Source organism: Asticcacaulis sp. AC460 (genome assembly GCF_000495795.1).
Lineage (GTDB): Bacteria > Pseudomonadota > Alphaproteobacteria > Caulobacterales > Caulobacteraceae > Asticcacaulis.
This window is the reverse complement of record NZ_AWGD01000021.1, coordinates 195,418-221,192: the sequence shown is the minus strand read 5'-3', so window position 1 is coordinate 221,192 and position 25,775 is coordinate 195,418. Positions and strand designations below refer to the sequence as shown.

Genomic DNA, 25,775 nt, shown 5'->3' with positions numbered 1-25,775 from the left:
TACCATCAGTGGAACAGCCCCGTCATTCTCACGGCTATCGCTATGAACCAGGGAAGACGCCTTTGATGACCACCACTTTCAAGATTGACCGCCGTTCCCTCCTGCGCGGCGGAGTCGCCTCCCTGGCTCTGGCGAGTCTGGCCGGCCGGGCCTCAGCGGCGGACACGACGACACCGCAACAACGCGACCAGGCCTGGCAAACGGCCACCCAAAAATACAGCAAGGAACGCAAGCTCTGGCTCGATGAAGTCGAACGCGGCGACAGGGCAGGGCCCTTCCGCCCCGACTGGGCTTCCTTGCAGGGCTTTTCGACGCCGCAATGGTATGCCGACGCGAAATTCGGCATCTTCGTCCACTGGGGCCTCTATTCCATTCCGGCCTTCGCCGGCGAATGGTACTCGCGCTACATGTACATCCAGGGTCATCCGGCCTTCGACCACCATATCGCCACCTACGGTCCCCAGACGACCTTCGGCTACAAGAACTTCATCCCGATGTTCAAGGCAGACGGCTTCGACCCGAACGACTGGGCGCGCCTGTTCCGCGCTGCCGGCGCCCGCTATGTCGTCCCTGTCGCCGAACACCATGACGGCTTCTCGATGTACGACAGCCACCTGTCCGACTACACCGCCGTCAAGATGGGACCGAAACGCGACCTGCTCGGCGAAATCTCAAAGGCTGTCCGCGCCGAAGGCCTGCACTTCGCCCTGTCGTCGCACCGCGCCGAAAACAACTGGTTCTTCGACGAAGGCCGCAAGGTCCCGTCGGACGTCTCCGACCCGGCCAATGCCGGCCTTTATGGCCCGGCCCAGAGCCGCATCCTCGGTTCCGGCGGCGATGCCGACCTGTTCGGCGACTACACCCATGTTTCCCAGGCCTGGCTGGACGACTGGCTGGCGCGCCAGGCTGAACTGGTCGACCGCTACGATCCGGACCTGGTCTATTTCGACTGGTGGATCGGCCAGCCGTCCTTCCGCAACACCGTGCCGAAATTCCTCGCCTGGTACTACAACAAGGGCGCGCGCGAAGGCACCTCAGCCATCGTCAACTACAAGCTGGGCGAATTTGCCGACGGCGCCGGCGTGCTGGATATCGAGCGCGGCCAGGCGCCGGGTATCCGTAAGGACGTCTGGCAGACCTGCACCTCGATCAGCGACAAGTCGTGGAGCTATATCGAAAACGACAGCTACAAGTCGCCGGCGCAGCTGATCCATCTGCTGGCCGATGTGGTGTCGAAGAACGGCAACCTGCTGCTCAATGTCGGCCCGCACGCCAGCGGCCGCATCCCTGACGGGGCGCGCGACACCCTGATGCAGATGGGGGCATGGCTGAAGGTCAATGGCGATGCCGTCTACGGCTCGCGGCCCTGGGTGGTCTTCGGCGAAGGCCCGACGGAAACGGCCTCGGGTTCATTCGCAGAAAGCAAGTCGCGGTCCTACACGGCGCAGGATTTCCGCTTCACGGTGAAGGACGGGGTTCTGCATGCGATCGGGATGGCGCGTCCGGCGGGTGAGGTGACGATCACCTCGGTGCGCGCCGACTACCCGGTCAAAAACGTTTCCCTCCTCGGCACCGGCCCTGTCACCTTCCGCCAGACGGCCGCCGGCCTGACGGTGACTTTGCCCGAAACCGCGCCGGATCAACTGGCCTATGTCTGGCGCATCGAGACCCACTGAGATGATGATCTCAGACGACAGCGATTTTAGTTTTTCTTCTCCCGCCCCGTTCTTCACGGGGAGGGGGGACCGCGAAGCGGTGGGAGGGGCTTTACTGTCAGTGGAATGGCCCCTTCCGTCATCTCGCTTCGCTCGATGCTACCTCCCCCGTAAACAGGGGAGGAGAAGGTGGTTCCAGCCTCCTAATCTTATCCCTCCCCGTTATACGGGGAGCGGGGCGGCCCGTGCCGTGGTCATTTGCGGTTAGCAAATGAGACGGTGGGGGATTTGGCCCGCTGTCACCTCCAACGTCTAACCCATACGCGCCGGACGGCCGGCGCAAACCCGATACGGAGTAAACCGATGACACCGCTGCGCACCGCCAAACACCTCCTGACCACCTTTGGCGCGATCGCAGCCCTGTGCTCCGCTGTCCCATCGCTCGCATCGGGCCTGATCCCGCAACCGGCCGAAATCACCACGACCAAATCCCGCCTCCAGATCACGAACACAACAACGATCTGCGTCACCGACCCGTCGTCGCAACCGACCGCCGACTACCTCAAAACCCTGGTCAAAACCCTCCGCGGGCTCGACCTGACGACAGCCGCCTGTACCCCCGGCAACATCACCCTCAGCCTCGACGGATCAGCCCCCGTCGCCCAACCCGAAGGCTACAGCCTCGACATCACCACGACCGGCGTCACCATAAAAGCCCGCACGCCAGCCGGCCTGTTCTACGGCGCCGTCACCCTGGGCCAACTCCTCAGCCCCAACGACGCCTACGGCGCCCCGGTCACCTTGACCGGCCTGCAAATCCGCGATTATCCACGCTACGCTTGGCGAGGTCTGATGATCGACCCGGCGCGCCACTTCCTGCCGGTCAGCGACGTCAAGATCATGATCGACCAGATGTCGCAGCACAAACTCAACAGCCTGCACCTGCACCTCAGCGACGACCAGGGCTGGCGCATCGAGATCAAACGCTATCCCAACCTGACCAAGATCGGCGCTTGGCGCACCCCGCCGTCGAACGGCGGCCCGGGCAGCCCGACCGAGCCCTATGGCGGCTTCTATACCCAGGACGATATCCGCGACCTGGTCGCCTATGCCGCTGCCCGCCATATCACCATCGTGCCGGAAATCGACATGCCGGGCCACGCCCAGGCGGCCGTGGCCGCCTATCCCGAGGTCGGCATCCGCGACCTCAGGAACGGCGGCGACCAGCCCAAGGTCTCGCCCGACTGGGGCGTAAACCCGTACCTGTTCAACACCGACGAACAAAGCCTGACCTTCCTGCGCAACGTCCTCGACGAAATCATGGAGCTGTTCCCGTCGCCCTATATCCATGTCGGCGGCGATGAAGCGGTGAAAAACCAGTGGGAGCAATCCCCGGCCATCCAGGCCCAGATCAAGACCCTCGGCCTGAAGGACGAACACGAACTGCAGACCTGGTTCATCGACCAGTTGGGCGCCTATCTCAACAGCAAGGGCCGCCGCCTGATCGGCTGGGACGAGATCCTCGAAGGCGGCATCCCGCAAACCGCCGCCATCATGTCGTGGCGCGGCACCAAGGGCGCGGTCACCGCGGCTCAGGCTGGCCATGACGTCGTCCTGTCGCCGACCAATCCGCTCTATTTCGACAACCAGCAAAGCCGCCGCAACGACGAACCCGCTGCCCGCGGCTGGGTCGTGCCGCTCCAGGACGTCTACGGCTTCGAAGCGACGCCGCCGGAACTCAACCCCGACCAGGGCAAACACGTCCTGGGCGCCCAGGCCAATCTGTGGAGCGAGTACCTGATGTCGGGATGGTACGTGCAACACGCCGCCTTCCCGCGCGCCGACGCCCTGTCCGAAGCCCTTTGGTCGCCGAAAGCCTCACGCGACTGGCCGTCCTTCCTGACCCGCCTGCCGGTCCAGATGGCGCGCTACCGCCGCCAGGGTATCGGCGCGTCGGATGCCGCCTTTGCCGTCGACTTCAGCCTGTCCGACGGCCGCAACGGCGCGCTGGCCACCGGCAAGACCGAGCTCAGCCTAAGCAACCAGGTCAAGACCGGTGTCATCCGCTACACCCTGGACGGCTCGGAACCGACCACAGCCTCCAAACCCTACAGCAAACCCTTCGCCCTGAGCCTGGGCCAGACCGTGACCGCCGCCGCCTTCACCCGCGAAGGCGCGCCGCTCGCCAAAAGCGCCCGCTACGACTTCACCGAAACGGCCCTGCTGACGCGGGTCAGCCAGGAACTCCAGGCCTGTGGCGACGGTGCACTGGGCCTGCGCACGCCGCTGACGGCGGATTCGCCGGCGAAATCGCCCGCCTACAATATCGACATCTTCAACGCCTGCTGGACCTACCCGGAGGTCCGCCGCGACGGCCTCACCCTGATCTCGGTCGACTATGCCCGGCTGGCGCGCAACTACGGCCTGGCCAACGAGGCCCATAAGGTCCGCACCCAACCGCGCCAGACCCATTTCGGCGAACTGGTCGTCTACCGCGACAGCTGCACCGGCCCGGAAGAAGCGCGCATCCCGCTGCCCAATCCGGCGGTCAGCCCCAACACCGGCACCCTGACGGCCACCTTGCCCCCGGTCACCGGCAACCATGCCCTGTGCCTGATCTTCACCGCGCCGCTGGACGGCCCGTACTACGCCATCGACTCCGTCACCCTGAAACGCAACTGACCGGAAAGCCCGATGTTCAGAACTCTCACCATGGGTCTTATCGCCTTGTCAGCCTTCTGCCTGTCTCCGGCCGCGACTCTCGCCGCCGCGCCGGACGTCCTCACGCTCAACGAAGGCTGGACCTTCCGCCTAGCGCCGGGCGATCCGGCCTTGGCCGCCCACCCGGAAGCCGCCGGCTGGCTGGCCGCCACAGTGCCCGGCACCGCCCAGAGCGACCTGCTGGCGCTGAAGAAACTGCCCGATCCCTACCTCTCCGACAATGAGGCGAAAGTGCAGTGGGTCGGCCTGTCCGATTGGCAGTACCAGTCCGAGATAACCGTTTCCGACGCCACCCTGCGCCGCGACCATGTCGACCTGGTCTTCGAAGGCCTCGACACCTTCGCCACCGTCTCGGTCAACGGCACCAAGATCCTGTCGGCCGACAACATGTTCCGCACCTGGCGCGTGCCGGTCAAGGACGTGCTCAAGCCCGGCCGCAATGTCATTACCGTCGACCTCGCCTCGCCGCTGAAGACCATGACGCCCAAGGTCGCCGCCATGCCTTATGTGATGCCGGGCGCCTACGACTCGATGTTCGGCGACGAACCCCTGGGGCGCAACTCCTCGACCTATGTCCGCAAGGCCGGCTACCAGTACGGCTGGGACTGGGGTCCGCGCGTGGTGACGCTCGGCATCTGGAAGCCGGTCAAGCTCGAAGCCTGGGACGATATCCGCCTGGCCGACTTCCATGTCGAACAGGTCCATCTCGACGATGATGTGGCGGCGCTCAACGCCGTGCTCGATATCCCGTCGGACAAGGTCCAGACCGTCCATGTCCGCATCGACATCACCGCACCGGACGGCGCAACCCAGACCGTGTCCCAGGACGTCGACCTGTTTGCCGGCCTGAACCCGGTCTCGCTGCCGATCCGCATCCGCAATCCGCAACGCTGGTGGCCCACCGGCTACGGCAAACCCGACCTCTATACGGTGCGCGCCACCGTCATCCAGGACGGCGACGCCGTCGGCGCCGGGACGCGCCGCATCGGCCTGCGCACGACGCAGATCCGCCGCCAGACAGACCAGTGGGGCAAGAGCTTCGAGATCGTCATCAACGGTGTCCCGGTCTTCGCCAAGGGCGCCAACCTGATCCCCTTCGACATCATCCCGACGCGCGTCACCGCGGCCCAGCAGGACCGTATGCTGCAATCGGCCGTCGACGCCAATATGAACATGCTGCGCATCTGGGGCGGCGGCACCTATCAGGACGACCATGTCTACGACAAGGCCGACGAGCTGGGCCTGATGATCTGGCAGGATTTCATGTTCGGCGGCGCCATCATCCCCTATGACCGCGACTTCCGCGAAAGCACCCGCATCGAAGCCGTCGAACAGGTCAAACGCCTGCGCAACCACCCGTCGATCGTCATCTGGGCGGGCAATAACGAAGTCCAGACCGACTGGGAAAACTGGGGCGGCGGGACAGACGCCGTCAAGACCGGCGTCGCCCCGGAAGAACGCGACCGTATCGTCATCGGCATGGTGCGCATGTTCGACCAGGTCCTGCGCGGCGCCGTCGACCAGAACGCGCCTGGCACACCCTACTGGGCCAGTTCGCCGTCGACCGACTATGACGGCCCGGCCGACCAGGACAATGACGGCGACCGCCACTACTGGAAGGTCTGGGGCGGCAAGCCGGTCGAGGAATATCTCAACGTCACCCCGCGCTTCATGAGTGAATACGGCCTGCAATCCTTCCCCGTCATGGCCACCATCGAGGGCTTCGCGCAGCCTGCGGACATGCAGCCGGAAACCCCGGTCATGCGTGCCCACCAGAAATACGACAAGGGCAATGGCAACAAGCGCCTGATGCTCTATATCCGCAACAATTACGGCGAACCCAAAACCTTCGCCGACTTCGTCTACCTCAGCCAACTGATGCAGGCCGACGGCATCGAACTGGCGGCGTCGCACCACCGTGCCTCACGGCCGCGCACCATGGGTTCGCTCTACTGGCAGCTCAACGATGTCTGGCCGGGCGCCTCGTGGGCCAGTATCGACCATTTCGGCCGCTGGAAGGCCTTGCAGTTCCGCGCCAAACGCTTCTTCGCCCCTTTGTCGGCCAGCCTGCTGCGCAAGGACGGCGTCACCGAAGCCCATATCCTGTCGGATCTGACCTTCGAAAAAGCCCTGACCTGGCGCCTGCGCACGCTCGACCTGTCCGGAAAAGTCCTGAGCGAAAAGACCGGCGCCGTGACCGTGGCACCTTTGTCCAGCCCGCTGGCCGTTTCCATCAGCGATGCTGACTTTGGCGACCCCTCCACCAACCAGGCGGTGTTCGAAGTGCTGGACGGCACCACGATCGTCGCGAAAGTCTACGGCTATGCCGCGGCGACCAAGACGATCGCCTGGCAGGACCCGAAACTGTCCACCACGATCACACCGGCGGCCGATGGCTTCGACATCACGGTGACGGCCAAGTCGGCAGCGCGCGGGGTCTGGCTCGACATCGGCGCGCTCCCGGCCGACCTGTCGGACAACAGCTTCGACATGGCGGGCGGCGAGACCGTCACGGTCCACGTCACGACCGACGTCCCACTCAACGCCTTGAAAAAGACCCTGAAGGTACGCTCCTATTACGGTTCCGCCGGACCGGAGGCCAAGTGATGCGCGCAAACAAACTGGAATCTCCTACTTCTAATCCCTCCCCGTTATACGGGGAGGTGGATTATTTGCTGGAAGCAAATAAGACGGTGGGGGATTGGGCCCGCAGACGCGTCCGCCGCCGTCCTTTTTACCGCTCAACCGCTATCGCCAGCCTGGCCCTGCTCCTTACCGCCCTTCCAGCCCTTGCCGCCGATCCCGTCCCGCCCGTCATCGCCAAGATGACGCTCGACGAAAAGGTCTCCCAACTCCAGGCGGCGGCCCCAGCCATCCCGCGCCTGGGCGTCACAAAATACAACTGGTGGAACGAAGGCCTCCACGGCATCGCCCGCGCCGGCGACGCCACGGTCTTCCCGCAAGCCATCGGCCTGGCCGCCACCTGGGATACCGACCTGCTGCACGCCGTCGGCGACACGGTCGCCACCGAGGCTCGCGCCAAGTTCAACACCCTCGGCGCAGATAAGGACCACGGACGCTATATGGGCCTGACCATCTGGTCGCCCAATATCAACATCTTCCGCGATCCGCGCTGGGGCAGGGGCCAGGAAACCTACGGCGAGGACCCGCACCTGACCGGCGTCCTTGGCGCTGCCTTCGTGCAAGGCCTGCAGGGACCCGATCCGCTGCACCCCAAGACCATCGCCTCGGTCAAACACTTCGCCGTCCATTCCGGCCCGGAAGCCGGCCGCCACGGTTTCGACGTCGACTCTTCGCCCTATGACCGCGAAGCCACTTACCTGCCGGCCTTCCGCCGGGTGATCACCGAAGGCAAGGCGCAATCGGTGATGTGCGCCTACAATGCCCTGCATGGCATCCCGGCCTGCGCCTCGGATGACCTGCTCGACATCACCCTGCGCCGCGACTGGAAGTTCGACGGCTTTGTCGTTACCGACTGCGACGCCGTCGACGACATGTACGAATTCCACTTCTACCGCCTGACACCTGAGGAAAACGCCGCCGAAGCGCTGAAGGCCGGCACCGACCTCAACTGCGGTAACTTCTACCGCCACCTGAAAACCGCCGTCGACAAACACCTGGTCACGTCCGCCGAGGTCGACCAGGCCGTCACCCGCCTATGGACCGCCCGCACGCGCCTCGGTCTTGACGGCGTCGCAAGCCCCTATGGCACCATAACAGCCAACCAGATCCATACTCCCGCCGCCCACGACCTGGCGCTGAAGGCGGCGCGGGAATCCCTGGTCCTGCTCAAAAACGACGGCGTCCTGCCGCTGAAATCGACCGCCCGCATCGCCGTCATCGGCCCCAATGCCGACACCCTGGAAATCCTCCAGGCCAATTACCACGGCGCCGCCCTCGATCCCGTCACCCCGCTGAAGGGGCTGCGCACCGCCCTTGGCAACGACCGCGTCACCTACACCCAGGGCGCCAGCATCGCCGACGGCGTGGCCATTCCCATCCCCGAAACGGCCTTGAGCACCGGCGGCCAACCCGGCCTGACCGGCCAATATTTCGCTAATCCGAATTTTGCCGGCAAACCCGCCGTGACCCGGATCGACACCACGGTCAATCTCGACCTCTACAACACTGTCCCAGTCCAGGGCTTCGACAAAGCCCCCTACAGCGTGCGCTGGAGCGGTTACCTGACGCCGCCGGCCGCCGGCGACTACCAGCTCAAGATATACACCGAGCGCTGCTGGGAATGTAACAACGAACACGACGCCATTACCCTCTATGTCGACGGCCAGCCGGTCATCACCGACACCGGCGACGGCAAGTCCCTCAGCGCCGACCTGCACTTTGCCGACACCAAACCTCACGCCATCCGGCTCGACTTCCGCCATGTCGGCCAGGACTGGGGCGTGCGCCTGCAATGGCAGGCGCCCGCCGAGGCCCAGATCGCCGAAGCTATAAAAGCCACCCAGGACGCCGACGCCATCGTCGCCTTTGTCGGCCTGTCGCCGGACATCGAGGGCGAGGAGCTGTCGATCCTGGTGCCGGGCTTCGACCGCGGCGACCGCACCGACCTGGCTCTGCCGGCGCGCCAGGAAGCTCTGCTCAAGGCCCTGAAAGCCACCGGCAAGCCGCTGATCGTGGTCAACCTGTCGGGTGGTGCCGTGGCGCTCAACTGGGCCGATGCCAACGCCAATGCCGTGCTTCAGGCCTGGTACCCCGGCGAATCCGGCGGCACGGCCATCGCCGAAACCCTGCTGGGCCAAAACAACCCGTCCGGCCGCCTGCCGGTGACCTTCTATAAGTCGGTCCAGGACCTGCCGCCGTTCATCGACTACCGCATGACCGGCCGGACATACCGCTACTTCAAGGGCCAGCCCCTCTACGCCTTCGGCCATGGCCTGAGCTACACCAGCTTCGCCTATTCGCAGCCACGCCTCTCCACTTCGTCGGTCCAGGCCGGGCAGGGGGTCACGGTCACCGCCACGGTCACCAATACCGGCAAGGTGGCCGGCGACGAGGTCGCCCAGCTCTACCTGACCCCGCCCGCCAATGCCCAGGGCCTGATCCACAGCCTTGTCGGCTTCAAGCGGGTCCACCTCGAACCCCGCCAGAGCGCCGAGGTTACCTTCGACCTGACCCCGCGCGACTTAAGCACCGTCGACCGCGCCGGCACCCGTACCCAGGCGGCCGGCAACTACGGCCTGTTCGTCGGCGGCGCCCAGCCCTCAACCGACGGCGTCACCCTGACCATTACCGGCGCCCAAGCCTTACCTAAGTGAGTACCATGACCACCCGCCGTGATTTCCTGACCGCTGCCGCCGGCCTGGCCCTGATGCCGGGTGGCGCCGCCCTGGCCGCCGACGCCCGTTTCACCATCCAAGGCGACGACTTCCTGCTCGACGGCAAGCCGCTGCACATCATGGCCGGCGAGATGCATTACCCCCGCATCCCGCGTGAGCTGTGGCGCGACCGCCTGCGCAAATTGAAGGCGCTCGGCCTCAACACCCTGTGCACCTATGTCTTCTGGAATGCTCACGAACGCCGCAAGGGAATCTACGACTTTTCCGGCAATCTGGATATTGTGCAATGGATACGCACGGCGCAGGAGGAAGGCCTCTGGGTTTTGCTCCGCCCGGGCCCCTATATCTGCGGCGAATGGGACAGCGGCGGCTACCCGGCGTGGTTCCTCGACGATCCGGATATCCGGCCCCGCTCGCTCGATCCGCGTTACATGTTACCGTCCGGCGACTGGCTGAAACGCCTGGGCCAGGAGATCGCCCACCTCGAAATCGACCGCGGCGGCCCCATCCTGATGACCCAGGTCGAGAACGAATATGGCAGCTACGGCAATGACTTAGCCTATATGCGCGCCGTGAAGGACCAGGTCCGCGCCGCCGGTTTTGCGGGCACGCTGTACACGGTCGACGGCGCCGCGGTGATCGAAAACGGCGCCTTGCCGGAACTGTTCAACGGCATCAATTTCGGCACCTACGACAAGGCCGAAAAGGAATTCGAGCGCTTTTCCCGCTTCAAACCCACAGGCCCGCGCATGTGCACCGAGCTATGGGGCGGCTGGTTCGACCACTTCGGCGAAATGCACGCCTCCATGCCGATCCCGCCCCTGATCGACAGCCTGAAGTGGATGCTTAACCAGCGGATTTCGCTCAGCTTTTACATGGTCCACGGCGGCACCTCCTACGGTTTCGACGCCGGCGCCAACTTCGATCGCAACAGCCAGACCTACCAACCGGACATCTCCAGCTACGATTACGACGCCATGCTGGACGAGGCCGGCCGCCCGACGCCCAAGTTCGAAGCCGCCCGAACCCTGTTCAAAAACTACCTGCCGGCCGACCGCTTTCCGACGCTACCCGAACCCGAAAAAGCCATCGAGATCAAACGCTTCCGCCTGACGCAAAGCGCGCCCTTGACTCAACTCCTGGGCAAACTGGTCACCGCCACCGCGCCCCAGACCCTCGAACAACTCGGCCAGCCCCACGGCTTGGTCCTCTACCGCCACAGGACCAAATCCGCCCTGTCCGGCACCCTCAGCTTTGACGAGGTCCGCGACTATGCCCAGGTCTCGGTCGCCGGCATCCCGGCCGGCACCCTGGATCGCCGCTACCACGAAACCGCCCTCGACATCGCCGCAAAGAAAGGCGCCACGATCGACGTCCTGGTCGATACCATGGGCCGTATCAACTACGGTGACCGCATCGGAAAAGACCAGAAGGGTCTGATCGGTAACGTAAAACTGGGCGAGACCGTCCTGACCGGCTGGGACCATTACGGCCTGCCGCTAGACGACCTGAGCCCGCTCACATTCTCCAAAGCCCATGTCGACGGCCCGGCCTTCCACCGCGGCACCTTCGAAGTCACCGAAGCCGGTTACACCTTCCTGGACCTGCGCGGCTGGGGCAAGGGCTACGTCTGGGTCAACGGCCATAACCTCGGCCGCTACTGGTCGGTCGGCCCGCAACATGCCGTGTTCGTGCCCGCGCCGTGGTTGAAAGTCGGGCAAAACGAGGTGATTGTGCTGGACCTGCACGCCGGCGCCGAACGGTCCCTGGCCGGCGGCAAGAACCAGATCTGGGATCGCCCCGGCCTGGTGGAGGCTTAAGAATGCAACGCCGGCAACTGATCATGGCTATGACGGCGCTGGGGGCCTTGACCGCCTCGCGCGCCTTGGCGGAAATTCCCGCCATGTCGCCGGAAGTCGCTTCCGGCAACCGTCCGGCGCACCGCAACTTTACCAGCCCGGTGGTCGAGGCGGTCATCCAGAAGACCACCAAGTCCTTGAAAGACCCCGAACTGGCGCGGCTGTTCGCCAACTGCTATCCCAACACCCTGGACACCACGGTCGAGATCAGCCCTGGCGACGCCTTCGTTATCACCGGCGATATCAAGGCCTTATGGCTGCGCGACTCCTCGGCCCAGGTCTCGCCCTACCTGCCGCTCGCCAGGGACCCGGCGCTCAAAACCCTGTTCCACGGCCTGATCCAGCGCCAGGCGCGCTGCATACTGATCGACCCCTATGCCAACGCCTATATGCGCGACCCCACGGCGCGCACCGACCTGTCGTGGTCCCAGACCGACCAGACCGACATGAAGCCGGGCGTCGCCGAGCGCAAATGGGAGATCGACAGCCTGTGCTATCCGATCCGCCTGTCGCACGGCTACCTGACGGCCACCGGCGACACCGCACCTTTCGACGACACTTGGCGCGCCGCCATGCGCACCATCCTCCAGACCTTCCGCGACCAGCAACGCAAGACCGGCGACGGCCCCTACAAATTCAACCGCACCGCCACCGAACCGACCGAAACCCTGGCGCGCGGCTATGGCTGGCCGACGCGGATCACCGGCATGATCCATTCGGGGTTCCGCCCGTCGGACGATGCCTGCACCTATCCTTACTTCATTCCCGGCAACGCCTTTGCCGTGGTCAGTCTGCGTCAGCTCGCCGGCATGGCCGCCGCGACCGGCCTGGACGAAGCCTTCGCCGCCGATTGCCGCGCCCTGGCCGACGAAGTCGAAGCCGCCATGCATGCCCACGGCAAGATGAAGGACGCAGACGGCAACGACATCTGGGCCTATGAAGTCGACGGCTACGGCAACGCGCTGTTTATGGACGACGCCAATGTCCCGAGCCTTTTGAGCCTGCCGTATCTCGGCTTCTGCGCCAAGGACGACCCGCTCTACCGCCGTACCCGCGCCGCCGTCCTGAGCACCCGAAACCCTTATTATTACGAGGGCAAGGTGCTGCGCGGCATCGGCAGCCCCCATTCCGGCCTGAACACGGTCTGGCCGATCTCGTTGATGATCCAGGCCCTGACCAGCACCGACGATGCCGAAATCACGCGCTGCCTGGCCGGGCTGAAAGCCGCCGCGGCGCCGCGCGGCTTCATGAACGAGTCGGTCGGCAAGGATGATGCCGCCATCTTTACCCGGTCGTGGTTTGCCTGGGCCAACAGCCTGTTCGGCGAACTGATCCTGACCCTGAAGGTCGAACGGCCGCACCTGCTATGATCTCGCGCCGACACCTCCTGGCGGGCACCGCCGCCATAGCCATGACACCGGCTACCGCGATGGCGGCGTCGCCCAGTGATCATGTCGATCCCTTTATCGGCACCGGCGGCCACGGCCACCTCTATCCCGGTGCGACCGTCCCGTTCGGCATGGTGCAACTATCCCCGGATACCAGCAATAAGCGCTGGGATTCGTGCTCGGGCTACCACCAGTCGGACGGCTCGATCATGGGGTTTTCGCATACCCACCTGAGCGGCACCGGCTGCCCCGATATGCTGGACATCTTGCTAGTGCCGGCGACCGGCGAGGTCAAGCTTACGCCCGGACCGCTCGACAATCCCGATGCCGGCTACCGCTCGCGATACGACCGCGCCAGCGAAACCGCTTCGCCCGGCTATTACGCCGTCGACCTGACCGATAGCCGTGTGCGCGCAGAACTGACCGCCACAACCCGGGTTGGCCTGCACCGCTATACCTTTCCGGCCGGCGAGGGCGGTCATATCCTGCTCGACCTCGCCCACGGCGCGATCAAATGGTGGGGCGATAAGGATCTTATTCTCGACCATGTCTCGCTGAAACTGATCGGCAACGACACAGTCGTCGGCGGCCGCCAGGTTTTCCAGTGGGCCAAGGGCCGGTGGATATTCTTCGCGCTGAAACTGTCGCGGCCCTTTGCCCGCGCCGACCTCTACAGCAATGACAAACGCGCCGATGCCACTGACCTGACCGGCACCAACCTCAAGGCGGCCCTGCATTTCCCCGATGCCGGCGCCGCGCCGCTGCTGGTCAAGGTCGGGATTTCCGCCGTCGATATCGCCGGCGCCCTGAAGAACCTCGACACCGAACTACCGGATTTCGACTTTGAGCGTGTACGCGCCACGGCCCGCGCTGCCTGGGACAGCGAACTGTCGCGGGTCCGCGTCGACCTGGCCAGCGAGACTGACAAACGCATCTTCCACACGGCGCACTACCACGCTCTGCTGGCGCCGACGATTTTTCAGGATGTCGACGGCCGTTATCGCGGCATGGACAATGAGATTCACACCCTGAAGCCGGGCGAGGTCAGCTATTCGACCTACAGCCTGTGGGACACCTATCGCGTCCTGCATCCTTTCTTCACCTTAACCCAGGCGGAACGCCTGCCTGGCATGGTCGGCGGCCTGGTCCGCATGGGCCAGCAAAGCCCCGACGGCGTGCCGATCTGGCCGCTACAGGGGCGCGAGACCGACACCATGATCGGCTATCACTGCGCTTCGGTCCTGGCCGAAGCTGCCGCCAAAAACATCCCCGGCATCGACTATCACGCCGGCTACGAAGTCCTGGCCAAACGCGCCTTCACCGACGACCTTCACGGCTTGGGTCTCTACCGCGAAAAGGGCTACATCCCCGCCGACCAGGTCGATGAAAGCGTATCCCGCACACTGGAATATGCCTACAGCGACTGGTGCACCTCGAAACTGGCCGCCCATGTCGACGAAACCGCGGCGGCGGACGCGCTCAAACATCGCGCCGGCAATTACCGCCACCTTTTCGATCCCCACATCGGTTTCATGCGCGGCAAACGCGCCGATGGCCAATGGGTCACACCCTACAACCCGCATTCCCTCGGCCACGACCAGGCGAAATGGCGCGACTACACCGAAACCAATGGCTGGCAGGCGACTTTCCTGAACCAGCACGACATCTACGGCTACGCCAAGCTGTTCGGCGGTCTCTCGGCCTTCGAAGCCAAGCTCGACGCCCTGTTCACCGAAGCGCCAAACGCCGCCGAGGCCAGCCTGGCCGACATCAGCGGTCTGGTCGGCCAGTACGCCCACGGCAACGAACCCAGCCACCACGTCGCCTATCTTTATGCCTATACCGGATCGCCCTGGAAAACCCAGCAGCGTGTCCGGCAGATCATGACCACGATGTATCGGGCCGCGCCCGACGGTCTGGAAGGCAATGAGGACTGTGGCGCCATGAGCGCCTGGTATCTGATGAGCGCGCTGGGCCTGTACCCGGTCGATCCGGTCAGCGCCGTCTATGTCTTCGGCTCGCCCCTGGTCCGCCGAGCCGAGCTCGCGGTTGCGCCCGGCCGCCGCCTGGTTATCGAAGCCCCGAACAACAGCCCCGCCAACATCTACGTGCAATCGGTGCGCTGGAATGGCAAACCTTATCGCAAGAGCTGGATCCGTCATGCCGACCTGATCCGCGGCGGTACCCTGAGCTTCGATATGGGACCCGAACCCAACAGCGCCTTCGGTTCCGCCATGGCCGACCGGCCGCCCTCCTTTACCTGAGAGACTGACGCCATGCCCCACCGCCGCGACCTGTTCAAAACCACCCTGGCCCTGGCTGGCCTGGCCGGCGCCACTGGAGCCCATGCAGCGACGGCAAAGCCTGTTGTGGTCTCGACCTGGGACTTCGGCGTGGCCGCCAACCAGGCCGCCTGGGACGTGATAAAGGGCGGCGGCTACGCCCTGGACGCCGTCGAGGCCGGCGCGCGCATCCCCGAGGTCGACGTGAAAAACCACAGCGTCGGCCGCGCCGGCTATCCCGACCGCGACGGCCATGTTTCGCTGGATGCCAGCATCATGGACGAGAAATGGCGCTGCGGCGCTGTGGCGGCGCTGGAGCATATCGAACACCCGATCTCGGTGGCGCGCCTGGTCATGGAAAAGACCCCGCACGTCCTGCTGGTCGGCGCCGGTGCCTTGCAATTTGCCATCGAACAGGGCTTCAAACCCGAAGAGCTCCTGACGCCGGAATCGGAAGCCGCCTGGAAGGACTGGCTGAAGACGGCCAAGTACGAGCCTGTCGCCAATAGCGAGGTGTCGACCTATGGTCACGCCCCGGGCAGCATCGTGCCGGGCGACAAGCACAACCACGACACCCTGGGCATCCTGGCCCTGGACCAGCAGGGCCGTCTGTCGGGCGCCTGCACGACCAGCGGTATGGCCTGGAAGCTGCGTGGCCGGGTCGGCGACAGCCCGATCGTCGGCGCCGGCCTCTATGTCGACGGCGAGGTCGGTGCGGCGACCTCGACGGGAGTCGGCGAAGAGGTCATCCGCAATGCCGGCAGCTTCCTGGTGGTCGAGCTGATGCGCCAGGGCCGCTCGCCGCAACAGGCCTGCGAGGAGGCGGTGATGCGCATCGTCCTCCGCCGTCCTGAGGCCGCGAAAACCTTGCAGGTCGGGTTCCTGGCGCTGAACACCAAGGGCGATGTCGGCGCCTTCGCCATCCAGACGGGCTTTGTCTACGCCCAGTGCGACGGCACCCAAACCGACCGCGTTGTGGCGTCGAAGAGCGTGTTTTCCTAACCCAAACTATCCAGATACGCCTGATGCGACGGGATGGTCTGGGCCACCTGGCTGACGGCGGTGCGGATGCGGTTGAACTGCATCGCCACCTTTTCGGCGTCGGCTATATCGGCCAGCGGATCATAACCCTCAGGCTCGATATGCTGCCCCAGCATGACCGCCAGCCAACTGGGCGGCTGGAACAGCTCGCCCGGCGTCAGCACGATCCGCGACGACGAGCGGAAATGGTCGAGGCGATAGGTGAGGCTGTCGGGCACCGCCATGTCGCGGCAATAGCGCCAGAACTCGGAATCGTCGCGCTGGCTCGCCTTGTAATGCAGGATGATAAAGTCGCGGATCCAGTTGTACTGGTTGGCCATGGCGCGGTTGTACTGCTCGGCCAGCAGGGGATCGATGGTCTCGCCCGGCCAGAAATCGAGCAGTTTGACCAGGCCCGACTGGATCAGGTGGATGCTGGTCGATTCCAGCGGCTCGAGAAAACCGCCGGACAGACCAATGGCCACGACATTGCGGTTCCAGCTCAGTTTGCGCCGCCCGGTTTTGAACCGGACGAACTTCGGATCGGCCAGGGCCTTGCCGTCCAAATGTCGCAACAAGGTCGCCGCCGCCTCGTCATCGTTCATGAAGTCGGAACAGAAGACATGGCCGTTACCCGTGCGGTGCTGTAGCGGAATGCGCCACTGCCACCCGGCCGTCCGCGCCGTCGACCGCGTATAGGGCGTGATCGGATCGGTCTTTTCGCTGGGCACAAAGGCGGCGCTGTTGCACGGCAGAAGCGCGCTCCAGTCTTCAAACCCACTATGCAGGGTCTTCTCGATCAGCAGGCCTGACAGGCCCGAACAGTCGATGAAGAAATCACCGGCGATCGTCTGGCCGCTGTCCAGGGTCAGGGTTTCGATAAAGCCCGTCTCGCTGTTTTGGGCCACATGTTTGATCCGGCCCTCGACACGCTGCACGCCCTTGGCTTCGGCATAACGGCGCAGGTAGGCCGCATAGAGGCTGGCGTCGAAATGGTAGGCATAGGCCAAGGTCGACAGCAGCGAGTCGTCCTGCGGCGCCACCACGAAGCGGTTCTGTTTCGCCGCCACGCAGTTCAGCGAATAGGTCTCGAAGTCCTCGACCTCGCCGGCCAGCCGTCGCCGCGTCAGGAAGTGGTGAAAATCGGTGCGGCCGATCGGATTGCCGATGGGCCCGAAGGGGTGGAAATAGCGCGCACCCAGCTTGCCCCAGTCGACAAATTCGATCCCCAGCTTGAAGCTGGCTTGGGTCTGGCGGACGAAATCGCGCTCCTGGACGTCCAGAAGGCGGTTGAAGCGTTTGATGGCCGGGATGGTCGCTTCGCCGACGCCGATCGTGCCGATCTCCTCGGATTCGACCAGGGTGATGTCGCCCAGCCGGCCCTGGGTGATCTTGGCCAGCAGCGCCGCCGACATCCATCCGGCGGTCCCGCCGCCGACGATCACCACCTGGCGGCGCTTCGCTGTGTCCATAGGTTTAGCCCCAGTCAAATGTCGTGGTCGCCGCTTCACCCGGCCGACCGTCGCGGCCATAAGGTACCAATTGCAGGACCGTGGACCCATCCGTCCGCGCCAGGCCCTTGACGAAATAGGCGTCATTAACGATCCTGCCCAGCCAGGTTCGCGCCTTGCCGTTAACGGCGAACAGGTCGTAGTGCCGCACCGAGGGATCGAAGGTCCAGTTGAGGCGCAGGTCGGCCGACTTTCCGCTGGCGTCAATCTGGCTGGCCGTTACCGCAAAGCCTTCCGGTTTGGCTACAGCCGTGGCTTCCGAAGTCAGGGCGAACTCACCGATACTGGCGGGTCCCGACGCGCCGAGCGATACCGCCGCCAGAACACGCCCTTCATAGCCCTTAAGGCTCTGCCGCCACTGCCGCCAGCCATTGACCGCCTTGCCCTTGCCGACCTTCAGCCACTCGGTTGTGTCCGGCGCGTCTTCGAAGACCAGGCCGACCTCGAGCCCGGCGCCCTTATAGGCCAGCCCAATTGTGGTCTCACCGTCAATCGCGATCTGCGTCTTGTACAGCTTGACCTCGGTGGCGCTGCCGGCACCCGAGATGCGCAACGACGCCCCACCATCATAGGCGTCGACATAGTCGTAATCGACCTCCAGCACGGCGCCGCCATCCAGCGATCGGGTCCACCACGTCCAGGTCGGCAGGACGTCCTGGATGCCCATATTGTACCACGGCGTCTCGGCCACGCGTTCGCCGCCGACAAAGAAGCGGTCGCCGTCGCCGGTGTTGAAATGACTGACAAAGGGCAGGGCGCCGATCACCGAACGCTCGGCGATGAAGTTGGCGACGCCGTAGGTGACGGGCAGGCGGATCTGGTCGCTGGCCTGACCCGGCGCCTGATAGTCGGTATAGATCTTGCGCACATCTGCCGGGCCATAGATGGCCTGTTGTTCCGGCGTCGGCGCATTATCCATGGCCGGATTGCCGCTCTGGCCGGCCCAAAAACGGCGATACAGGTTGTACCAGGCGTTGCGGCGCGACGCTGGCGCGGTAAAGGCCGCGATCTCGGCGCGCTCGACCTCGGTCGGCTGCGGCAAGGCACGCAACGCATCCAGCCGGGCGCGGCGCATCTTCCGGAGGCCATCCTCGACGCTGTAGATCTGCAAACCGCCCAGCGCCTTGCCACCGTTGGGTTGAATGACGGTCGGCGCCATCAGGCCGAAATAGCCCGGCCCCGGATACAGCTGAAAGCCGTAATAGACATCCAGCGGATCATAGCTGCCCGCGATCTGCCCCAGCGTCGGCACCGCCTTCAAAGGCCGCCCGGAACAGCAACCGCGCGTCAGGCCATAATTGCTCCAGCCCTGGTCGAGCATCATCGAATCCGACCTTGCCTCGGCCCGACCGCGCGGCGTGCCGTCGACATGCGGTGAACCCGGCCAGACAGCGTCGGCGCCGGTATGGCCGTTATAATACTGGATATGGAAGTCGCTCAGCCCGGCCGCTTTCGCAGCCGCCTGCATGTCGGCGATCAGGTCCTGGACGGCGCGGGCGTCCTCATCCGTATAGCTTTCGAAATTGACGAAATAGCCGTCGAAGCCGAAATACTGCGCCAATCCGACCAGCTTGGCGGCAACCTGCGGCCGCGGCAGATCCGTGCCATCGAAGAAGCGCGGATCGGGCTGGAACATGGTCCCCAGGCACAAGGCGCCGTTGCGATGGGCAGCGTCGACCAGCGACGGATTGGGCACCAGGCCGGTTGTATTCCATCCGACCGCTATATCCTGGAATTGCCAGGACCGTTCGACATGGACCCAGTGCGGGCTGCCGACGGCATAGCGCGTGCGGTTCAGGTCGATATCGGTGTCGCTCAGGGTCAGATAGGCCGCCAGCAATGTGGCGCCCGGCACCGCGGGATTCAGCGCCGGATGGGCCTGGGTAGGGGCAAACGGCGCGATGCGCTCGGCCCGGGCGACGCGCGAGCGGAAATGTGCCGCATCCGGATCGGTCGCGGGATCATAGGCCTTGAACGCCAGCCAGGCGTCTTCCGGACCGGACAGGGGGTATTTCGGCGCCAGCCCGGCCGGGGCATCGGCGGCACGCAAAGTCGACCACGGCAGGAGCGAGGCCGAGGCGGTCAGGGCGAGAAAGGTACGGCGGCTGTGCATGAAAAATCCTAGCGCGTGAGGATACCAAGGGCGCCGATAACGATGATCGGCTTGTCCTGGACGGCACGGGGGAAGCGCAGGCGCAGATAACGCCCGGCGTGCGGTTGCGCGAAACGGATCTTCTGTTCCGCCCGGCTGGCGGCGATGTTGGAGAACTCGCCCGTGGCCACCGAAGTGCCCCAACCCTGGCCATCGCCGCTGACCCAGGCCTCGTAGCCAGCTGGCGGCCCAACCTTGGCTATGGCCTCGACACTCAACGACCGGTTCTGCGACGGCGTCAGGCGGAACCCCTTCAACTCATAACTCTGCCCCAGGTCCAGGACGACCTCGACAGGCTCATTGGGCTTGCCGGTAAAGGTGCCACCGGTCAGCAGGGCCTGTGGCGCATCGCCGGTGGCCGAGACCACAGTCCAGCGCACGGGAGAGACATCGAATTCGCGCGTCACCACGGCGCTTGCCACACCATTGCCGGTATCGCGGGCAACCGCCTTGACGACACCGCCGTCAGGGAGCGGGAAGGGCGCCCCATACAACGCTGCATCGCCATCAGGTTCCGAACCGTCCAGCGTATAGCGGATATCCAGCGCCTTTTCCGCCGCGCGCAAAGCCACCAGTCCCTGGGCATCACGGCCGATAGCAGGTTCTTCCACAATGTCGGGCAAACGGAACAGCCCGAAGCCGTTCAGTACCGGAGAAGCAGCGGCGGTCACGATACGCAGGCGCACACCCTCCGTCGTCACCGGCTTATCGAGGCGGATCAGCCGCTGCGGACCGATGGCGGTATGGCGGGCGATCTCAACCCAGCCACCGCCCTGTTGGATATCGACAGCAAAGTCGTCGACGCGGACGCCGCGCGTAATGTCCTCGGCCACAGCGATGACATTGAACGTCCGCGACCCTTTCAGCTCCAACTCGACCCAGGCACCGCCACGATCGCTCTCGGCCGCCGCCCAGAAAGCCTTCTCTGACACCAGGTTGCCGGCCGGGAACGCCGGACCGAAGCTGCTGGAAGCACGCGCCGTCGCCCCATGCGCCAGGTTTTTCCGGAAACCCTTGTCAAGCAGGGCCTTCCACGCCTTGAGTGCGGCCACATCCTCGGCCGGGACCCGGCCGCTGCGGTTGGGCGCCAGGTTGAGCAGCAGGTTTGAACCACGTCCGACGGATTCGAAATACAGCCGCGTCAGGTTGGCCGGCGACCGCGGCGTCTCATCGCTATGCCAGAACCAGCCCGGCCGAATCGAGACATCGGTCTCCGCCGGGTTCCAGATCGGTCCGCCCCGGACACCGCGATTGCCTTTCTCTTGGGTGAAGGGCGTGGCATCGACGGTGGGCCAGCACGGATCGCCGGCGACCCCGTCCTCATTGCCGACCCAGCGCACATCCATGTCGGCGTCGGCGAACATCACCGTATCCGGCTGGTTCTTGCGCACGATGGCGCGCACCGTGTCCCATTGATAATAGGTGTGGCCGTCGATCTTACGCGTGTCGCGCGCCCCGCCGTAATAGCCGTCGCCACCATTGGCGCCGTCAAACCACACCTCGAACAGCTTTCCGTACTGGGTGGTCAGCTCTTGCAACTGGTTATGATAATACTGGACATAGGCCGGCCGGCCGTACTCGGCGTGGTTGCGATCCCACGGCGACAGATAGACCCCGAACTTCAGGCCCGCCTTGCGGCAGGCGTCGGCCATTTCGCGGACGATGTCGCCCTTGCCGTCCTTGTAGGGGCTGTTCTTGACCGAATGTTCCGTATAGGCGCTGGGCCACAGACAGAACCCGTCATGATGCTTGGCGGTGAGGATCAATGCCTTCAGCCCACCGGCCTTGGCCGCGGCGACTATCTGTTGTGCGCTGAAATCGGTCGGATTGAACAGGGCTTCGGGCTCGTCGCCATAGCCCCATTCCCGGTCGGTGAAGGTGTTGATGGTGAAATGGACGAAGCCGTAGGTCTTCAGCCTGTGCCACGCGGCCTGGCGCGGCGACGGCGTCGCGCCATAGGGCGAAGGTCCATCAGCCGCAAAGGCCGGATACGCTGTCACGGTCGCCGCGCTCGCGCCCATGATGACGAAATGTCGCCGGGTAAAGCTCATGGGCCGATCCTTTGCTGCCATCCGTTTTTCAGCAGCTTGGGCTGCCTATATTTGTCATGACAACTTTATAGCCAATGCGCCGTTTGGCAACCATAAAAATGGTTTTCCTGATAAAACCTCAAGGGCACAGACCTTACGGATTGTGGCTCAGTTCCGACATCAGGTCATAGGAGTCACCGCGATAATAGGACTGGGTGAATTCGGCCGGCCGGCCGTTGGCCAGGAAGCCGCGGCGTTCGATCAGCAAACCCGGCGAGCCTTCGGGGATTTCCAGCAGCTTGGCCTGCTCGGCATTGAAGGCCACCGCGCGCAGGCGCTGTAACGCGCGTACCGGCCGGGTGCCGTTCTTTTCGAGCGCGTCGTAGAGCGAATCCTCGACGGCTTCCAGCGAGGGCAGGCAATCCCCCGGCACGGTTGCATAGTCCAGCCCCATCGACACGCCGTCGGCAAAGCGCATGCGGTTGAAACGGTAGACCAGGGTGCCGGGCGACAGGCCCATGGTCAGGGCTTCCTCCGGATTGACCGAGCCCGAGGTCCGCGACAGCCACTTGCTGCTGGGCACGCGTCCGCGCGAGATCATGTCCTCGGTAAAGGACGACATCTTGGAATAGGTCTTTTCGACGCGGGTGGCGACGAAGGTTCCCGCCCCCTGACGGCGCGTCAGCAGGCCTTCATAGACCAACCCGTCCAGCGCCTTGCGCACGGTGATGCGGGACACATCGAATTTTTCGGCCAGTTCGCGCTCGGTCGGGATGGCGGCGGTTGGCGCCAACTCACCGCTGGCTATGGCCTGGCGGACCCAGTCCTGAAGCTGTTGGTAAAGATTCGTGGATTTTTTGGACATTCGTGTGTTCGAACTCATCGGTGACGGCGACAATGCGTGTGAATCGACTCATAAAGGGCATTACAACCCGTCACAACGAACGTTTTTATATATGATATTGGTATTGTCCGGTCAATCTAATCCTTGAGAGGGCCAGAACAGACCCTGCCGGTGCTCAAGTCATGCCGATTTGGAACAAATAGTGTTGAATGATTATAGATGGAATAACAGTTCTTCCGATTTTCAATTCTGAAAACAGGCTTACATCGTATACGAAAATATAAACTCGCCGGCGTTCTAACCTTAAACGGCGAAAGGTAGCGCTGACGGTGCCTGGGGCAGGGCGTGGGGCACGGACACCTCCGATATCAAATCCGAAGCGTCGCCGCGGTACCACGCCTTGGTGACTTCCGCGGTTTGCCCGTTCTTCAGGAAGCCGCGCCGTTCCATGAACAGGCCTGGGCTGCCGGGTTCGACTTCCAGCATGTCGGCATAACCACCTTCCAGCGAGATGGCGCGCAGCCGTTGCAACGCGCGAACCGGGCAGGTGCCGGACTTTTGCATCGCGCCGTAGATCGACTCCTCCACCATGGCTTCGGACCTCAGGCAGGCCGTCAGAAGCACGGTGCTTTCGATCGCCACCGGCATGATGTCCTTGAAGCGCACGCGCGACAGACGATAAACCTCGGTGCCGGGGCGAACGCCCAAGGCCATGCTCTCGTCGGGTGTAGCGATATCGCGCACGCGCTCCGTCCACACGCTGTGCGTAATCTGGCCCTGGGTGACCGGATCCTCGCGGAAGGCGAGGCCCCCACCATCCACAGGTTTGTTTCCGGAAATATAGGTGCCGGAACCGCGCCGCCGCGTCAGCAGCCCTTCGCGCTCCAGCTCGGCCAGGGCTTTACGAATGGTCAGCCGCGAAACGCCGTACAGTTCGGCCATATCACGTTCCGGCGGCAGGGCATCTTTCTCGCTCAGCACGCCATCGACGATGGCGCCGCGCAGATACTGCTCAAGCTGGAGATAAAGCGGTCCCGACTTGGCCGGAACAAACGGGGCGGCGCTGAAGAACGACATGGACGGCCCTTCTCCTTTTGAGGACTAACGCGAAACGACGGCATCGAGCGGGATGCGCTGCATGATCGCCCGCAGGCGATCGATGGCGGCCGCATCTGTGCGCCGGTGATGTTCGGAACAGTAGCCGAGCCGCAGCGACGCTGCGGACTCGATCGGGCGCGGCAGGCTGCACGAACCGTGCACCCACGACACGCCGGAACGGGTGATCAGGTCGCGGACATTATCGGTCGTCAGCCCGACACCGGCGATCAATTCGATCGGCGTGGCGCTGTGTTCGACGGCGGCGACCAGCCCGCGAATGGCGTCGGCGCCCTTCATGGCGTCCGTCGCCCCGCCCGAGGTCAGGATGCTGTCGATCCCGAGCGCTTGCGCGGTGGCCAAAGCCGCGTGCAGGTTGGGCGCGATATCGAAGGCGCGGTGCAGGGTCACTTTCAAACCACCAGCCTTGGCGCGTGACGCCAGGCGTTCCATGACATCACCGTCCAGTTCGCCGCTGGGCGTGTTGGCGCCGATAACCACGCCATCCAGGCCGAAATCGGCCGCGGCGTCGATATCGTGCAACATCATGCCGATCTCGGCTTCGCTATAGATGAAGTCACCCTGACGGGGACGGATCATAACGCGGACCGGCGTGGCATAGGTCGTGGCCAGGCGCATCATGCCGGTGCTTGGCGTGAGCCCACCGACGGTCAGGCTGGCGCACAGCTCGATCCGGTCGGCACCATGGCGTGCGGCGATCTCAAGACCTTCCGTGGTGTCGACACAGACTTCGAGAAAGGGGGCCTGGGTCATGCGTCGACATCCCCGCGCGACGCCACTTGCCGGGCCAGCAGCAGCGCCCCGGCCAGGGCATCGCCACGCGGCGTTGCCAGGCACTGTGTTACCCCTTGCGGTAGCCAGGGCAGGATGTGGGGCGCCACGCCACCGGCCAGGCAGACCTTGGGCGCGCCCATGGCGACCAGATGCCGGACGAAACGGCCGCAATCGCCGGCGATCCGCTGGACCAGCTCGACAGCGACCGGATCGCCGAGGGCGGCATGGTCGAAGGCGAGAGGAGAAAAAGTGCCGTAGTCGGTCGGGCGTGCGGTTTCGGACCAGTCGACAATAGCGGCGGCGCTGCCGAACCGGGCCATGACGGCGTCGGTAAGGGCGGTGCGTGGCGCCAGGCCGTCCGAGGCTTCGAGTGCAGCGCGGATAGCGTCGCGCCCCAGCGCCGCGGCGGAGGCCTTCTCGCTCAATGGAAAGCCCCAGCCACCGACCGAGTGGCCCTTGCCGCCGATGATCGCATAACCCGAACTGCCCGTGCCGATGATCTGAATCCCGCCATCCTCACCCGCGAAGGCGCCCAGGCAGGCAGTGTGCGAATCCGAGGCCACGGCAACCGACCCGAACACCGTCGCGCGTTCCATGACGCGGACAGTATCGTCGGCGGTGACGATTCCGGCCAGGCCCAGGCCGGCCGTAATCCTGCCCAGCGCATCCTGACCGAGGCCGGCCTGCGCCAGCGCCGCTTGGGTGGCGGTCATGAGGCTGTCCCAGGCCACATCCAGTCCGAGGCGGATATTGGCCGGTCCACCGCTGCCTTCGCCCAGGGGCCGGCCTTGCGCATCCTGAAGCCTGACCCGGCAGCGGGAGCCCCCGCCGTCAACGCCTAGGTAGAGTGCTTCGGAAAATGCCTGAACCATGTTTTCGAAAAATCGCTGTTGGATAGGAAGGCGAGGGCGCCTGACTGGCGACTCGCTTGAATGGGATTAATGCTGACCAATTGGCATTGTTGTCATATCAAATAATCCAATTCGGTTGAATTTGTCTATAAAAACCTTGCCGGATGTAAAAACTTTTGCACCCTTGCTCGCCTCGACAGTTTCCGCGGCCCGTTCTGATCCCAATACACCCAAATGTCCGAGCAACGGCTTTC

15 protein-coding genes are annotated in these 25,775 nt (G+C 64.4%); 8 read left to right on the top strand and 7 right to left on the bottom strand.

Going from position 1 to position 25,775, the window contains the following annotated elements; genetic code table 11:
• Window positions 1-65 precede the first annotated feature (65 nt).
• The 8 genes from ABAC460_RS37285 (at window position 66) to ABAC460_RS37250 (ending at window position 16,225) form a co-directional block, all read left to right on the top strand.
• Window positions 66-1,676, top strand: coding sequence for an alpha-L-fucosidase (locus ABAC460_RS37285; protein ID WP_023453813.1), 1,611 nt, complete (start codon window positions 66-68; stop codon window positions 1,674-1,676).
• A gap of 342 nt (window positions 1,677-2,018) precedes the next feature.
• Window positions 2,019-4,337, top strand: a complete 2,319-nt coding sequence (locus ABAC460_RS37280; RefSeq protein WP_023453812.1) for a family 20 glycosylhydrolase — start codon at window positions 2,019-2,021, stop codon at window positions 4,335-4,337.
• A 12-nt stretch (window positions 4,338-4,349) separates the two neighbouring features.
• On the top strand, window positions 4,350-6,983 hold the full coding sequence (locus ABAC460_RS37275) for a beta-mannosidase (RefSeq protein ID WP_031236855.1): 2,634 nt from the start codon (window positions 4,350-4,352) through the stop codon (window positions 6,981-6,983).
• A gap of 65 nt (window positions 6,984-7,048) precedes the next feature.
• Entirely contained in the window at window positions 7,049-9,673 is a 2,625-nt protein-coding gene (locus ABAC460_RS37270; RefSeq protein WP_235075808.1) for a glycoside hydrolase family 3 C-terminal domain-containing protein, read from the top strand.
• A 5-nt stretch (window positions 9,674-9,678) separates the two neighbouring features.
• A complete protein-coding gene (locus ABAC460_RS37265; protein ID WP_023453809.1) occupies window positions 9,679-11,514 on the top strand; it encodes a glycoside hydrolase family 35 protein in 1,836 nt (611 codons plus the stop codon).
• Window positions 11,515-11,516: 2 nt separating this feature from the next.
• A complete protein-coding gene (locus ABAC460_RS37260; protein WP_023453808.1) occupies window positions 11,517-12,923 on the top strand; it encodes a glycoside hydrolase family 125 protein in 1,407 nt (468 codons plus the stop codon).
• Window positions 12,920-15,205 carry a GH92 family glycosyl hydrolase gene (locus ABAC460_RS37255; protein ID WP_023453807.1) on the top strand — a complete coding sequence of 762 codons (2,286 nt, stop codon included), beginning with the start codon at window positions 12,920-12,922 and terminating at the stop codon, window positions 15,203-15,205. Before ABAC460_RS37260 ends, ABAC460_RS37255 begins: the two co-directional genes overlap by 4 nt.
• A gap of 12 nt (window positions 15,206-15,217) precedes the next feature.
• Window positions 15,218-16,225, top strand: a complete 1,008-nt coding sequence (locus ABAC460_RS37250; protein ID WP_023453806.1) for a N(4)-(beta-N-acetylglucosaminyl)-L-asparaginase — start codon at window positions 15,218-15,220, stop codon at window positions 16,223-16,225.
• Here the strand turns inward: ABAC460_RS37250 and ABAC460_RS37245 are convergent.
• The 7 genes from ABAC460_RS37245 to ABAC460_RS37215 form a co-directional block, all read right to left on the bottom strand.
• Window positions 16,222-17,715, bottom strand: a complete 1,494-nt coding sequence (locus ABAC460_RS37245; protein ID WP_023453805.1) for a tryptophan halogenase family protein — start codon at window positions 17,713-17,715, stop codon at window positions 16,222-16,224. The genes ABAC460_RS37250 and ABAC460_RS37245 overlap by 4 nt on opposite strands.
• 4 nt (window positions 17,716-17,719) lie before the next feature.
• On the bottom strand, window positions 17,720-19,867 hold the full coding sequence (locus ABAC460_RS37240) for an endo-beta-N-acetylglucosaminidase (protein WP_023453804.1): 2,148 nt from the start codon (window positions 19,865-19,867) through the stop codon (window positions 17,720-17,722).
• Between the two features lie 8 nt (window positions 19,868-19,875).
• Window positions 19,876-21,957, bottom strand: a complete 2,082-nt coding sequence (locus ABAC460_RS37235; RefSeq protein ID WP_023453803.1) for an alpha-L-fucosidase — start codon at window positions 21,955-21,957, stop codon at window positions 19,876-19,878.
• Between the two features lie 133 nt (window positions 21,958-22,090).
• Window positions 22,091-22,801 carry a GntR family transcriptional regulator gene (locus tag ABAC460_RS37230; protein ID WP_023453802.1) on the bottom strand — a complete coding sequence of 237 codons (711 nt, stop codon included), beginning with the start codon at window positions 22,799-22,801 and terminating at the stop codon, window positions 22,091-22,093.
• Between the two features lie 282 nt (window positions 22,802-23,083).
• A complete protein-coding gene (locus ABAC460_RS37225; protein WP_023453801.1) occupies window positions 23,084-23,857 on the bottom strand; it encodes a GntR family transcriptional regulator in 774 nt (257 codons plus the stop codon).
• Window positions 23,858-23,881: 24 nt separating this feature from the next.
• Window positions 23,882-24,649, bottom strand: coding sequence for a copper homeostasis protein CutC (locus ABAC460_RS37220; protein ID WP_023453800.1), 768 nt, complete (start codon window positions 24,647-24,649; stop codon window positions 23,882-23,884).
• A complete protein-coding gene (locus ABAC460_RS37215) occupies window positions 24,646-25,542 on the bottom strand; it encodes a BadF/BadG/BcrA/BcrD ATPase family protein (RefSeq protein ID WP_023453799.1) in 897 nt (298 codons plus the stop codon). The genes ABAC460_RS37220 and ABAC460_RS37215 overlap by 4 nt, the downstream gene beginning before the upstream one ends.
• Between the last annotated feature and the right edge of the window lie 233 nt (window positions 25,543-25,775).